Origin of the sequence: Chitinophaga sp. CC14 (genome assembly GCF_048957795.1) — a bacterium.
Lineage (GTDB): Bacteria > Bacteroidota > Bacteroidia > Chitinophagales > Chitinophagaceae > Chitinophaga > Chitinophaga ginsengisegetis.
In genome coordinates this window covers 1286608-1300288 of record NZ_JARBFY010000001.1, presented here as the reverse complement: position 1 = coordinate 1300288, position 13681 = coordinate 1286608, and the positions used below count along the sequence as shown (strand labels likewise).

The window sequence follows — 13681 nt, the reverse complement described above, 5'->3', positions numbered from 1 at the left end:
AATTTTAGCAAATATATTAAAATAGCTTAACTCAGGTACTTCCCTACAATCGGCACTCTGCGGCCTACACCAAAGGCTTTGGAGGATACACGTATAATAGGGCAGAATTGATTTCTCTTGTATTCATTGGTATTTACCATCTTTAAGGCCCGCGAAACCAACGCGGCATCAAAGCCCTGAGCAACTATTTCGCGCGGTCCCTGACGGCGCTCTATATACTGATAAAGTATCCTGTCGAGGATGGCATAATCCGGTAAACTGTCGCTGTCCTTCTGATCCGGCCGCAGCTCTGCAGAAGGCGCCTTATCAATAATATTGGCCGGTATGATTTCTTTCTCCCGGTTAATATATCTGGCCAGTGAATACACCTGCATCTTATACACATCTCCCAAAACACTCAATCCGCCCGCCATATCTCCATATAAAGTACCATAGCCGGTAGACAGCTCACTTTTGTTAGACGTATTCAGCAGGATATAACCAAACTTGTTGGATAAGCCCATCAGCAGGTTACCCCGTATACGGGACTGCGTATTTTCCTCCGCCACATTAAAAGGCAATCCTTTGAAATAAGGCTCCAGCGTGGTTAAGAACGTTTCGTAAATGTCGTTAATGCGGATAATATCATAAGGGTTATCCAGGTTTTTGGACAGCGCCACGGCATCATCTACAGAGTGGCTGGTAGAGTAGGGAGAAGGCATCAGGATGGCCCGTACATTTTCTTTGCCCAACGCATCGCAGGCAATAGCCAGTGTAACGGCGCTGTCGATACCGCCTGAAGATCCCAGAATCGCCTTTGTAAAGCCCATCTTGCCAAAATAATCCCGGATACCCAACACCAGGGCATCATAGATGCGATCAATGTTATGGTCAAACACCAGCTCGGTGAGTGGCGTAAAATCAGCAGGTTTCACCGGCGGCAAGTGGCTGCCAACCAGCTTTTCCAGCTCCATACCACCCATTGCTTCTTCAAAGTAAGGAAGCTCCTTGGCAATGTTACCCTGCGCATCATAAATGAGGGAACCGCCATCAAACACAATCTCCGTTTGAGAACCCACAGCATTGCAGTAATACATCGGGATCTTATACTTCAATACATTGGCGAGAATAATTTCTTTCCGGTCCTCATCATGATCATAATCAAACGGAGAGGCAGAGAGGTTAATCATCACATCCGGCTCCTGTGCAATCAGCTGATCCATCGGGCAGATACGGTACAGGGGATTATCTCCCAGGTTCCAGATATCTTCACAGATGGTGACTGCCAGTTTCTTTCCTTTAAAAGGAATGATATTCCATTCGTAAGACGGCTCAAAGTAACGGTACTCATCAAACACATCGTAGGTAGGCAGCAGGGTTTTATGTACCACCTGCTTTACTTCACCTTCGTATAAAAACCAGGCGGCGTTAAACAGGTCTTTCCCTTCCCTTTGCGGGTTACGGGCAGGGCCACCTACCAGCACCGCAATATCTTTGGTATGCGTTTTTATAACATCTATCGCGTGATAGCATTGTGTAATAAAATCTTCAAATTCGAGGAAATCGCGCGGGGGATAACCGCATACGCATAATTCAGGAAACACCACCAGGTCAGCACCCTGGGCCTTTGCCGCATTAATCCCGTCGATGATCTTTGCTATATTCTTTTCAAAATTGCCAATATGATAATTCTGCTGTGCCAGTATAATATTCATGGTAAAAATATTCGATTCAAAAAAAGTGGGAAAACTAAAAGAATACACCCAGCCGGAGTGCAAAGCTATTCATATTTACCCTTCCGTCGTCCCATTTGCCGTTACGGGTTACATCCACAAAACCGTTCTGGTAGGTAATGCCGGCCATCCCGGTAAGATTGGCGCCCAGCGGGCATTCTATCCCTGCTCCCAATAACATCCCGATGTTGATACGGTTCATTTCCGGTAAGATATTCACCTTATCATAGGTTTGCCCCATAGACACTACATCCGCGCGGCCGGTTATCGGGAAATCGAGATAGGTGCCAAACTGCCCCCAGAAACCGATGCCACCTTCATCCGGCGAGGTTTTCAGCTTCAGGGCCAACGGTATTTCTATATAGGTAAGCTTCATATTATATTCAGCAGGATTGGCTTTATAATCGCTCAAACCCTTACCAGCATCATATTTCAGCTTACTGCCGGCCAGTAATACCTGGAACCCCGACGAAAATGCGTAAGTGCCTTGTTCGTTCAGTTTAAAATCTGCCATCAGACCGAAGTTCAGCCCGGCTTTGGCGCTGTTCCTGTTTACCCCCGATTCCTGTGGCTTCAGGATGGAAACCATCGGGCTCACCGTAAATCCCAGCTTCACTTTATCCCTGAAAGAATTACCGCCATATTGAGCCATTCCTGTTTTCGCTACTCCTATTATCGCCAGTAAAAAGATGATCTTCTTCATAGATGATGCTAATTCTTAATTTTTTATAATACAAGGTAAATAATAATTTTACCTTAGATGAGTTTTAAGAGTGATGCAAAGTTACATTAATAAATATACCCTGCTGATAAGTTGCGTAGTAGCCCTGCTGGGCAACGCAGCCTGTAATTCCGGTAATAAAGCGCCGGATGTTAGTCATATAGCCATGAACGTTAGTTTGTCGCGTTTCGACTCCGCCCTGTTCACTATTGATACCAACAATATACAACCCGGACTGGCAAAGCTGCATGAAGCATACCCGGTATTCCTGCCCCTGTACATTACGGATATCCTTAACCTGGGCGCCTATTCCGACAGCAACGCAGCGGTACTGCAACAACTGCACCTGTTTTTAACCACGCCTGATTTCCGGCAGCTGGAAAAAGCAGTATCCGCCAAATACGGCAGTAATTCAACATTACAATCAGAACTGGAACAAAGCTTCCGGTACGTCAAATACTATATCCCGTCTTTCCATCCGCCTAAAGTGGTCACTTTTATTTCCGGTATCGCCAACTATGGCGCTATCACCATAGATTCCATCCTGGGGATTGGTTTGGATATGTATATGGGAGAAGACTTTCCACCCTATGCCCAGATCCCTGATTACCCGGACTATATGGTTCACCGCTTTGCTCCTCAATACATTACCACCAATTGTATGCAGGTAATCCAGCAACAGCTGTATCCCCCTGCACGTAAAAACGGTAACCTGCTGGAACAGATGATGGAAGCCGGCAAGCAACAGTATTTCCTGGATAAAGTATTGCCGGAAACACCGGATACTATCAAGCTGGGATATACGAAAAGCCAGCTGGACTGGTGCCGGGAAAACGAGCGGATGATCTGGCAGTTTTTTGTACAGAATAACCTGGTGTATTCCAGCGACTGGCAGCAGATCAATCATTTTATTGGCGATGGCCCGTCTACACAGGGGATGCCCGAGGGTGCGCCTGGTAAAATTGCCAATTTTGTAGGATGGCAGATCATAAAAAAGTATATGAGTGAGCACAAGGAGATGACCTTGCAGCAATTAATGGAGTCAAAAGAAGTGACGGAGATCTTCAAAGCCTCGAAGTACAGGCCCTGACAAGAGAATTACAGGCTAAACGAAAACGGAATTAATTCAGTTTAAAAGGAACGACCATCTGGAACTCAGGAATTTTCACTTCCAGTATTTTCTTGTCCAGCTGGTTTTCCATTTGATAAGTACCGTACATCTTGCCGATCTCAGTCCGTAGATTGGATCCCGAGACGTACTGATAAGTTTCACCCGGCGCCAGCAGTGGTTGAACACCCACAACACCTTCTCCTTCTACTTCACGGTGTGTGCCATTGGAATCAATAATGTACCAGTGACGGCGAAGCAGTTTGATCGGGAAAATGTTGTTGTTCTCAATGGTAATACGGTAAGCAAACATGAATTCGCTTCCAATAGGATTTGAATAATCCGGCTGGTAGAATGTTTCCACGCTGATGGTGATGCCCTCTGTTACCTTCTTAACCATAAAATCAACCTTTAACGTAAAAATAAGAAAAATAAAACCAGTGACTGGAAAATTTCTGACTTTAACGATTCTTTAGACTATTTCAACATCATCCAGTATAGCGGGATCTTCCTCTGAGGCCCTGGCAGCCACCTCTAATGCGTTGTTATAGTAGCCTCTCCGCAGGTATTCAGACAAATATCTCCATAAAAAGCCAAAAAAGCCCAGATGCTGGTATTGTTTGATATGACAAGCTTCATGCCGCATCCAGGCTATATCCGCTAAAAAGCGCTCCCGGGACGCTCCATGCAAATGGATAGTGCGTCCCAGGACCATGGCTACAGACTGCACCCGCATGAAGCGGGCGGCTATTTTGGCTAACCATGAATTTTCACGTATGCGGCATTTTATTTTTTCCAATCTTTCTTCCCGAATAACGTAAATCTACGGGAAATATTGAAACCCCACCGGAATTGCCCCTGTAACCAGGAAGTAGTGGTTTCAGGAATAAACTGACTTTCCTGTATGGCAGTGGAATTGGTAAAAGTAATGCTGAATACGTGACCACCGGTTTCTATTTCCAGTCCAACGGCCAGCGGGTTGTAAAAAGAGATGCCCCGGGCAGATTTAAAATAGTCCTTGCTTTCCTGGGAACGGAACGGATAATAGTATTCTGCCAGGAATCCCATTCTTTTGCTGAGCTTCAATCTGCCGGCGGCTCCCAGGGCAAACATATTATTCATGTCCATGTATGCCACATGGTTACGGTGTACATAAGTAGGCGACAGGGTAAGCGATAACTTATCGCCAAATTTCCTTGATACAATGGCCTGGGCTATATACATGAGCCGGTCGGCGCCATCTTCGAAATAAGCCGCCGACGTTTTATCCGTGGCAGAAGGCATCCCGCTGATCACCGCATTGCCAAATACCGCCAGTGATAGTGGCACATGATTGTCGGTGGTTTGCTGTAAAAAGCGGTACTTCACCAGCCCTTCGTACAACTGCTGCAAATCCCCGCTGCCTTTGGTCCGGCTGATACCCACCATCAGGTTGTCGCTCACGCCGTATTCAAAAGCAATGCGGATATCTGTAGAATTATCCGTACCGAAAAATGTTTTGGTACCGCCAAACTCGCCACCAGCGTCGCCAAAGCGGTGTGTAACGCGGAAGTCCAGTTCATGCTTGCGCAGCATTTCAGTCGACTGCCCCTGCACAATGCGGGTACTTTTATACGTATCCCTCACTTTGGTATGACCGGTGGCCGTAGAATCAAAAAGTTTGTCGAGGCCCTGTGCTTGTGCAAATACAGAGAGCACGCAGCATAATAAGATGGTTGATATATACTTCATGGATTGATGTTATTATTTACTGTAAGGTGTATAAACTGCATTAACCGTAACGGCTACCACTTCGGCTACATTCTGTACTACCAGGGACGGTATTTTTATACCGTGATCGGCTACACGTACATTAAAGGTGGATGCAACGGTAAGCGTTGTGCCCTGGGTAGTAATAGTGCCTTTGGCAGTGTAGCTTTTTTCTATCCCGTGAATATTCAGTGTGCCCGTAACCGTTACCGGGTAAGTGCCGTCTTTACTGAATTCCGGTGATTCATTGATCTTTCCTTTGAACTCCGCAAACGGGTATTTATCACTTTCCAGGTAATTTTCGTTGAAGTGCTCCTGCATCAGCTTCTTCTTAAACTGGAAAGAGCTGATAGGCACTTTAAAGAAAACCTCCTTCGTTTTTGTATTGAGTGCAGAAGCGCCCTTATCTGTTTTTGCTTCTATATCTTCCAGTGGAGAAGACGAAAAAAAGGATAAACGGGTGTTTTTACAGGAGTAAACATCCTGTGCAGATGCGGCAACAGCCGATATTACGGCAACTGCAAAAAGCAATAAGTATTTCATGTTTATCTTTTTTCAGGTTATTGATCCGGAAGTCCTTTTGCAATCCAGCAGGCGATAGAGTCCTTTAAGCCCTGGCTGAGTGCAGGAAAAGACATCGATTGTGGCATATCTGCCTGTGGGCCGGTAACACGGGCTTCAAAAACAGCGCGGTTGGTGTTGATATACGCTTTCAGCTTGGCTTCAGTGGAAAAATCTGCCACGGCGGGGGAAAACCCGCCCGGATGGCAGCCACGGCTGGTACAGTTAGCCTGTATGGTAGCAAAAACGGTGGCTGTTGTGATATGGGCGGCATCGCAGTCTAAGCCGCCGCTTACCGGCGCAGGGGCCTGTTCATTTTTACAGGCGGCCAGCAGCACGCAGGCCAATAAAAAAATCTTGTTCCTTGTCATTGGTTTTTCAAATTTGATTGCAGATAGAGAGTACGGGATGATGACAGAATTGGTTGCTTTCACAGGCAGATAAAATTCTGCTATATTACATGATTAACCACTTATTTTTGTACCAAATAAGATCCGACCGTGAATATTGAACAACTATACAGCATCTATGAGCAGCATCGCTCCGTACAAACAGATACCCGTAAACTGAAAGCCAACGATATTTTCTTTGCGCTGAAAGGAGGCAACTTCAACGGTAATGAATTTGCAGCCCGGGCGCTGGAATTGGGCGCCGCTTTTGCCGTGGTAGATGAAGCAGCTTATTTCACCGTGCCGGACAAAATGATGCTGGTAAACGATGCCCTCACCGCTTTACAGCAATTGGCTTTACACCACCGCAAACAATTAAACATCCCGTTCCTGGCCATCACCGGTACTAACGGTAAAACCACTACGAAAGAACTGATCAACGCGGCATTGTCTGCCGGGTTAAAAACATATGCTACTGTTGGCAACCTCAACAACCACATCGGCGTACCCCTTACTATTTTAAGTATCCTCCCCGGTGTGGAAATTGCCGTGGTGGAAATGGGCGCAAACCACCAGAAAGAAATAGCCGGTTATTGTGAAATTGCATTGCCTACCCACGGTATCATTACCAACATAGGGAAAGCTCACCTGGAAGGCTTTGGCAGCGAAGAAGGCGTTAAAAAAGCCAAAGGGGAACTGTATGATTTTTTACGCGCCAACAACGGAACCGTTTTCGTATGCAATGATTATGATTACCTTCTTGAAATGGCACACGGCATCCCGGAAATTATTACCTATGGCAGCAGCGAGGCCGATTACGTAGGCGAAGCCATCGCCGACAGCGCGTTCCTGGCCGTGGAAGTACGGGGCAGCAGCCAGGTAGGGTTTATACAAACCCAACTGGTAGGCGCTTATAACTTCCCCAATGTAATGGCGGCTGTAGCAGTAGCCAGCCACTTTAACGTGCCGGAATCAGCTATTGCACCGGCCATTGCACATTATACACCTTCCAACAACCGCTCACAGGTAATAAAGCAGGGCAGCAATACCATTATCATGGATGCCTATAATGCCAACCCCTCCAGCATGAGAGCCGCTATTGAAAATTTTGCCGGCATCCAGGCCGATAAAAAAATACTGCTGCTCGGCGCCATGATGGAACTGGGAACAGATAGCGTTAAAGAGCACCAGGAACTCGTGAACTTACTGGAACGTTCACATTGGGAAGCAGTGGTATTAGTTGGCGGCGACTTCAAAAAAGTAACCCACCCGTATATCTTCCTGGAAAATTCCACGGAAGCCGGGAAATGGCTGCAGCAGCAACAATACCAGGATGCACATATACTTATTAAAGGCTCCAGGAGTACCGGTATGGAAAAAGTGCTGGCCTGATAAATAAAGCGATTCAGTGAGTTGACAGGAACCGTTCAAAATATTTGTTAACGATTTCATAATTGTATTATTTTTAATACTTCAATCTGTCATTTGAACTTTACCAAAATCTGAATCGCAATGCACAAAAAAATCTGGCATTCCCTTATTAGTATGCTTTGCTGCGTGCTAATAATCCCTGCTGCCCTGTTTGCCCAGGAAACAACCGCCGACATAGCCGGTACTATTCTAAGTAAAGAAGGTCCGGTTCCCGGCGCCAGCATTACTGCTATCCATGTGCCTACCGGCACAAAATATAACACCGTTTCACGTAAAGACGGCCGTTATAATTTACCCAACCTCCGCGTTGGTGGCCCCTACACCCTGTCTGTTTCCTACATCGGCTTCAAAGACGAAAAGCGCGACAACATTTTTCTTTCACTGGGACAGGATTTCAAATCAGACATCAACCTGCAATCCAGTACCAGCACCCTCACAGAAATAGTGGTTACTTCTGTTAGTCAGAACAAAGTGATTAACAGGGCCCGCACTGGTAGCCAGGAAGTGATCACCCGCTCCCAGATGGACCGCCTGCCAACTATCAGCAGGTCCATGCAGGACTTTACGAAACTCACACCTTCTGCCAACGGACTGAATATCGGTGGCAGAAGCAACCAGCTGAACAACATCACCGTTGATGGCGCCAACTTCAACAACTCATTTGGTTTGCAGGCCACACTCGGCTCCCAGACATCATCCCAGCCCATCAGCCTCGAAGCGCTGGAGCAGATCCAGGTAAACGTATCTCCATATGATGTAAGACAGGGTGGCTTCTCCGGCGCCGGTATCAACAGTGTTACCAAAAGCGGTACCAACACGTTCAAAGGAGCCGTTTACACCTACATTCAAACACCCGGATTACAGGGACTGAAAGTAGGCAACGCTACCGTTCCAAAACCCGACTTCAATTATAACCTGCGTGGCTTCAATGTAGGCGGTGCCATCATCCCCAACAAATTGTTCTTCTTCGTAAGCGCTGAACAGGAAAGAATTAAAGCGCCCGCTACCAGCCTCGTAGCCAACAAACCCGGTGGAGTGGCCGGTGGTAACGTATCCCAGGCCGTAGCAGATACACTGGATGCACTGAAACAATTCCTGATAAGCAAATACGGATATGATCCCGGCGATTACCAGAATTATACCTACCGCACACAAAGTGATAAAGTAACTTTTAAGGTCGACTGGAACGTGAATGAGCACAACACGTTTACCTTTAAATACAGTTACCTGAAATCATTTAAAGATATTCCCGCCAGCAACAGCGGCGCTCCCGGTGGCGGTGCTGTTGGAAGTGGCCGCCAGCCCAGCGCTACAGGTCTTCCTTTCAGCGGAAGCGGCTATACCATCAACAACAATTTCAACATCTTCATTGCTGAACTGAATACCCGCATCGGTAACCGTGCCTCCAATAAATTGCAGATCGGCTACTCCGCCATGCGCGATTTCAGAAATGCTTTGTCGCAAAGCAATTTCCCGCTGGTAGATATTATGAACGGCCAGGGCGCCAGCTATACCGCCTTCGGTTATGAGCCGTTTACCTACAACAACAAGCTCAATACCGACGTATACCAGCTGTCTGATATCTTCACCATGTACAAAGGGAAGCATGAAATCACGATTGGAACGCAGAACTATTATAAAACATTCGTGAATGGCTTTGCGCCAAACTACAACGGTAACTACCGCTTTAATACACTCTCCGATTTTTATGCCAGCGCCAACAGCAACCTGGCAACGGCTTCACGCTACGCAGTGTCTTATGCAACCACCAAAGACGGCTCCTTTCCATACGCAAAAATCAACATGCTGGAACTGGGCGCGTTTATCCAGGATAAGTGGAGTGTTACCAACTTCTTTACCTTTACCTATGGTTTACGTATAGACGTACCAGTTATAGGCAGTACTTTCTCCAAAAATGATTCGCTCGCTGCGCTGACTTTCAGAGATGGTGTGAAGATAGATGTGGGCCAGGCGCCAAAAACAACGCCGCTCCTGTCGCCGAGAATTGGATTTAACTGGGATATTACGCATGATGGCAAAACGCAGCTCCGTGGTGGTGCTGGTTTATTTGCAGGTCCGCCGCCCGCTGTTTGGCTGAGCAACCAGGCTGGTAACAATGGGGTACAGTTCGGATCATTTGTAGCGCAAACAAGTGCTACTTCACCTACCATTCCTTACCCTTTCAGCTCCGATCCCAATACTTACAAAGCAGGCACAGAAGGACGGTTATCTTATCAATATAATATAGCCGTTACCGATAGGAACTTTAAATATCCGCAGGTGTTAAAAGCAACGCTGGCGGTTGACCGTCAGTTACCATGGGGCGTAATAGGTACCCTGGAATTCAACTATTCCAAAGATATCAACGCTGTATATTTCCAGAACGTAAACCTTCCCACTGCAGGGTTCCAGCTGGATAGCACCCCCGATCACCGCACACGCTATAATTCTTCCAAAATATACGCAGGCAACAGCCTGAGCAATCCGAATATCAGCGATGCCATCCTGATGCGGAATACCAATAAAGGCTATTCGTATTTTGCCACTATCCAGTTACAAAAAAATCTGCCTAATCTTTACCTGAGTGCGGCCTATACTTACAGCAAGTCGCGCAGCGTAAATGATGGTGGCAGTATTGCACAAAGCAACTGGCGCGACCGCCCCGTTGCCGGCGATCCCAATGCCAATGCACTGGGCTACTCTAATTACTACATGCCGCACCGTGTAATTGCAGCTGCTACCTACCGCTTTACCTGGGCCAAACATTTCGCTACATCTGTAGGCGTGGTATATGAAGCCGCTCCAAGTATAAACGTACTTTACAGCAACACTTCCTATACTTACAACGGCGACGTGAACAACGATGCATCCGGTGGTAACAACGACCTGATCTACATTCCAAAAACCAGGAACGATATTAAACTGGTGCCGGTTGGTTATGGCGATAAAACCTATAACCCCGCTACCAATGCAGATAAACGCACCGCAGATATCATCTGGAATCAGCTCGATAATTTTATTAAACAGGATAACTACCTGAGTGGTCACCGCGGACAATATGCAGAACGTAACGCCGTGGTATTACCATTCGCCAAACGGATGGACCTGAATATTACGCAGGACATCTTTGTATTCAGCGGCAAGGAGAAAACAAAACACACCCTGCGTATCAGTTTTGATATCATCAACTTTGGTAACTTCCTGAATAAACGCTGGGGTATTTCCAAGATCCCGAACCTGCCTTCTTTCCTGAAATACGAAGGACAATACAAAGATGCATCAGGCAATGCTACTGCAGCAGCGGCTTACTCTTTCCCTTACCTGGATGCAGCGAACCAGATTCCGCTCACCAGTTCATGGAGAGACAATACCGGCACCATTTCCAGGTGGCAGGGCCAGCTCGGTATCAGGTATATGTTTAACTAACGCGAATTTTGTCTTTCCCAGGATTAGACTGATTATACTGATTCCTGGATTTTATTTTTGGGATTTTAAAAAGATTAAGGGAGATAAAAGCGGATCTATGCTTTTATCTCCCTTAATCTTTTTAAATCAAAACGTAATCAAATCAGTGTAATCACGGTTAATCAGTCTAATCCTGCTCCAAGACAATTTAACATCGCCATCGGCGATCCTCCGCAAATTTTTTGCACAGAAAAACAATTTATTGAAGTAATTGAGCGTTAATGAAATACAGAAAGAAACATCTGTACTATCCTGCCTGAAGTAATTTCCCTGATATTTTTGAAATTGATCCCTCTATTTATGTAGAAGTGGCTTTAAAAAAAAAGACCTGCAAGCTAAAAAACCCGCAGGTGTTCATAACCTATGCCAACTTTAGAGTAATCGTTAAAACTTAAACTGTTAATAATCTATAAAGCCTAAGTCTTGTAATATTTTGAGTATTGATGTTTTTTCTATTTTGTATATAAGAGATAACGTAATGGAAAATGTATTTGTTCAAAAAATCCTGAAAATATTTTGGTCTTAACATTTTGGGCCCTTCTTTCCGGGGTGTTTCTCTATTACTTACGGATGATAAATTCCTTTGGATTGCTAAAATGGAAAAAAAATTAAAAAAAATATTATTATTTATATTTTAAATATATAAGTAAATGCTTACTTGATATCCTGACAAATTTCTATCAGAACCCCGTTACTATGCTTAGGATGCAGGAAACAGATCAGTTTGTTATCGGCTCCCTTTTTAGGCGTTTCCTGCAATAAAACAAACCCCTCTTCCTGTAACCGTTTCATTTCCGCATAAATATCCGTTACCTCAAAAGCGATGTGATGCATCCCTTCTCCTTTTTTATCCAGGAACTTTGCAATAGCACTGTCTGGTCCTGTTGCCTCCAGCAACTCTATTTTGGTTTCGCCCTGCCGGAAAAAAGCCGTCTGTACCTGTTCACTATCCACCTCCTCCTGCTTATAACACGGAGTGTTCAGCAGCTTTTCAAAAAGCGGAATGGACACAGATAATTTATTAACGGCAATGCCTATATGTTCTACCCTGAGCATGTTTACAGCTGTTTAACAGCTGCACGGAATCGGTATCCGTACAGCTTTTTCGGAATATGCTTAACCCGGTAAAAATAGAACTTATGTCGTAAATTTGTTAGGCCCGGACTTTAATATAAACAGAAAGACAATATGCTGCAGCTGCCCGTTTACCTCGATAACAATGCTACCACGCCCTGCGACCCCAGGGTAGTAGCTGCTATGTTACCCTATTTCACCGAAATATTTGGGAACGCAGCAAGCCGCAGCCACCCGCTGGGATGGGCCGCAGAGGAAGCGGTAGACAATGCCCGTGAACAGGTAGCCAAACTGATTGGCGCCACACCCAAAGAAATTATCTTTACTTCCGGCGCCACAGAAGCCGTTAACCTCGCCATCAAAGGAGTATATGAAACATATACCACCAAAGGCAATCATATTATTACCGCCGTCACCGAACACAAAGCAGTAATAGATACCTGCAAACACCTCGAAAAACAGGGCGCACAGGTAACCTGGCTTCCGGTAAACCACGAAGGACTTATTGACCTCAGCGAACTGGAAGCGGCTATTACTCCCCAAACTATCCTGATCAGCCTGATGTACGCCAACAATGAAACCGGCGTGATCAACCCTGTACGCGCCATCAGCGATATTGCCCGGAAACATGGAGTATTGTTTATGACAGACGCCACCCAGGCAGCAGGAAAAATTCCGGTAGATGTAAACAACGACGGCATAGATCTGCTTACTCTCAGCGCCCATAAAATGTACGGACCCAAAGGAACAGGCGCTTTATATGTCCGCAGACGATCGCCCCGCGTAACGCTCACCGCGCAGATCGACGGAGGCGGCCACGAAAGAGGTATGCGCTCCGGCACCCTGAATGTGCCCGGTATAGTAGGACTCGGAAAGGCATGCGAGCTGTGCATGGAGGAAATGGCTGCCGACACGCAACGCATCCTCCCCATGAGAAACCGGCTGGAAAAGGCTTTGCTGGAAATAGAGCAAACGTATTTAAACGGAGCCCCCGGCCAGCGCCTGCCACATACCTGTAACCTCTCGTTTAAATACGTGGAAAGCGAAACCCTCATGATGGGCTTTAATAAAAAGATCGCCCTTTCCTCCGGATCGGCCTGTACTTCGGCTTCCCTGGAGCCCAGCTATGTGCTGAAAGCAATGGGCCTCAGCGACGACCTCGCGCACGCCTCCCTCCGCTTTGGCCTGGGACGGTTTACCACAGATGAACAAATAGATTTTACCATCCAAACCATTACCGACGCCGTTACCCAGCTGAGAACCATCAGCCCCATATGGGAAATGTATAAAGATGGCGTAGACCTTTAAGTCCACCTTTACTCCGGGTCAACGTCGTGGATGCTTCGTAGATGCCTCGTAGATACGTCGTGGATACTTCGGTATAAAGCCCCTTAAAAACCTCCCATACAATAGCCGGAAAGGTAATAGCGTTTACCCTATATTTGTATCTTTACTAATATCCTAATCCTTA

Annotated in this window: 12 protein-coding genes; 4 read left to right on the top strand and 8 right to left on the bottom strand. The window is 46.2% G+C overall.

Going from position 1 to position 13681, the window contains the following annotated elements:
• Window positions 1–26 precede the first annotated feature (26 nt).
• Window positions 27–1694 carry an NAD+ synthase gene (locus PV783_RS05500; RefSeq protein ID WP_420987347.1) on the bottom strand — a complete coding sequence of 556 codons (1668 nt, stop codon included), beginning with the start codon at window positions 1692–1694 and terminating at the stop codon, window positions 27–29.
• 34 nt (window positions 1695–1728) lie between these two features.
• Window positions 1729–2415: a porin family protein gene (locus PV783_RS05495; RefSeq protein ID WP_420987346.1), complete on the bottom strand. Its 687-nt coding sequence runs from the start codon at window positions 2413–2415 to the stop codon at window positions 1729–1731.
• Between the two features lie 73 nt (window positions 2416–2488).
• On the opposite strand from PV783_RS05495, the gene PV783_RS05490 reads away from it, so the two are divergent.
• Window positions 2489–3523 carry a hypothetical protein gene (locus PV783_RS05490; protein WP_420987345.1) on the top strand — a complete coding sequence of 345 codons (1035 nt, stop codon included), beginning with the start codon at window positions 2489–2491 and terminating at the stop codon, window positions 3521–3523.
• A 31-nt stretch (window positions 3524–3554) separates the two neighbouring features.
• On the opposite strand, the gene apaG is transcribed toward PV783_RS05490, so the two are convergent.
• The 5 genes from apaG to PV783_RS05465 all read right to left on the bottom strand — a co-directional run bounded on the left by apaG (window position 3555) and on the right by PV783_RS05465 (window position 6222).
• The gene (gene apaG / locus PV783_RS05485; protein WP_079469727.1) at window positions 3555–3941 is read right to left on the bottom strand and encodes a Co2+/Mg2+ efflux protein ApaG; all 387 of its coding nucleotides are present in this window, start codon (window positions 3939–3941) and stop codon (window positions 3555–3557) included.
• A 72-nt stretch (window positions 3942–4013) separates the two neighbouring features.
• The gene (locus PV783_RS05480) at window positions 4014–4340 is read right to left on the bottom strand and encodes a DUF4157 domain-containing protein (protein ID WP_079469728.1); all 327 of its coding nucleotides are present in this window, start codon (window positions 4338–4340) and stop codon (window positions 4014–4016) included.
• Entirely contained in the window at window positions 4328–5272 is a 945-nt protein-coding gene (locus PV783_RS05475; protein WP_420987344.1) for a DUF5777 family beta-barrel protein, read from the bottom strand. Before PV783_RS05475 ends, PV783_RS05480 begins: the two co-directional genes overlap by 13 nt.
• Before the next feature lie 12 nt (window positions 5273–5284).
• The gene (locus tag PV783_RS05470) at window positions 5285–5833 is read right to left on the bottom strand and encodes a YceI family protein (RefSeq protein WP_111576979.1); all 549 of its coding nucleotides are present in this window, start codon (window positions 5831–5833) and stop codon (window positions 5285–5287) included.
• A gap of 17 nt (window positions 5834–5850) precedes the next feature.
• On the bottom strand, window positions 5851–6222 hold the full coding sequence (locus PV783_RS05465) for a hypothetical protein (RefSeq protein ID WP_079469731.1): 372 nt from the start codon (window positions 6220–6222) through the stop codon (window positions 5851–5853).
• Between the two features lie 129 nt (window positions 6223–6351).
• Here PV783_RS05465 and PV783_RS05460 point away from each other — a divergent pair, with 129 nt between their 5' ends.
• Both PV783_RS05460 and PV783_RS05455 read left to right on the top strand, forming a co-directional pair.
• Complete coding sequence (locus PV783_RS05460) at window positions 6352–7632, top strand: UDP-N-acetylmuramoyl-tripeptide--D-alanyl-D-alanine ligase (RefSeq protein WP_420987343.1); 1281 nt, start codon at window positions 6352–6354, stop codon at window positions 7630–7632.
• A 120-nt stretch (window positions 7633–7752) separates the two neighbouring features.
• Complete coding sequence (locus PV783_RS05455) at window positions 7753–11097, top strand: TonB-dependent receptor (protein ID WP_420987342.1); 3345 nt, start codon at window positions 7753–7755, stop codon at window positions 11095–11097.
• Window positions 11098–11790: 693 nt separating this feature from the next.
• Here PV783_RS05455 and mce read toward each other — a convergent pair.
• Entirely contained in the window at window positions 11791–12192 is a 402-nt protein-coding gene (gene mce / locus PV783_RS05450; protein ID WP_079469734.1) for a methylmalonyl-CoA epimerase, read from the bottom strand.
• Between the two features lie 135 nt (window positions 12193–12327).
• Between mce and PV783_RS05445 the strand changes: the two genes are divergently transcribed.
• Entirely contained in the window at window positions 12328–13518 is a 1191-nt protein-coding gene (locus PV783_RS05445) for an IscS subfamily cysteine desulfurase (protein ID WP_420987810.1), read from the top strand.
• The last annotated feature ends 163 nt before the right edge of the window (window positions 13519–13681 follow it).

Excerpts from the sequence above, each read along its gene's own strand:
- PV783_RS05500 (WP_420987347.1), bottom strand. The coding sequence starts at position 1,694 with ATGAATATTATACTGGCACAGCAGAATTATCATATTGGCAATTTTGAA.
- PV783_RS05495 (WP_420987346.1), bottom strand. The coding sequence starts at position 2,415 with ATGAAGAAGATCATCTTTTTACTGGCGATAATAGGAGTAGCGAAAACA.
- PV783_RS05490 (WP_420987345.1), top strand. The coding sequence starts at position 2,489 with ATGCAAAGTTACATTAATAAATATACCCTGCTGATAAGTTGCGTAGTA.
- apaG (WP_079469727.1), bottom strand. The coding sequence starts at position 3,941 with ATGGTTAAGAAGGTAACAGAGGGCATCACCATCAGCGTGGAAACATTC.
- PV783_RS05475 (WP_420987344.1), bottom strand. The coding sequence starts at position 5,272 with ATGAAGTATATATCAACCATCTTATTATGCTGCGTGCTCTCTGTATTT.
- PV783_RS05470 (WP_111576979.1), bottom strand. The coding sequence starts at position 5,833 with ATGAAATACTTATTGCTTTTTGCAGTTGCCGTAATATCGGCTGTTGCC.
- PV783_RS05465 (WP_079469731.1), bottom strand. The coding sequence starts at position 6,222 with ATGACAAGGAACAAGATTTTTTTATTGGCCTGCGTGCTGCTGGCCGCC.
- PV783_RS05455 (WP_420987342.1), top strand. The coding sequence starts at position 7,753 with ATGCACAAAAAAATCTGGCATTCCCTTATTAGTATGCTTTGCTGCGTG.
- mce (WP_079469734.1), bottom strand. The coding sequence starts at position 12,192 with ATGCTCAGGGTAGAACATATAGGCATTGCCGTTAATAAATTATCTGTG.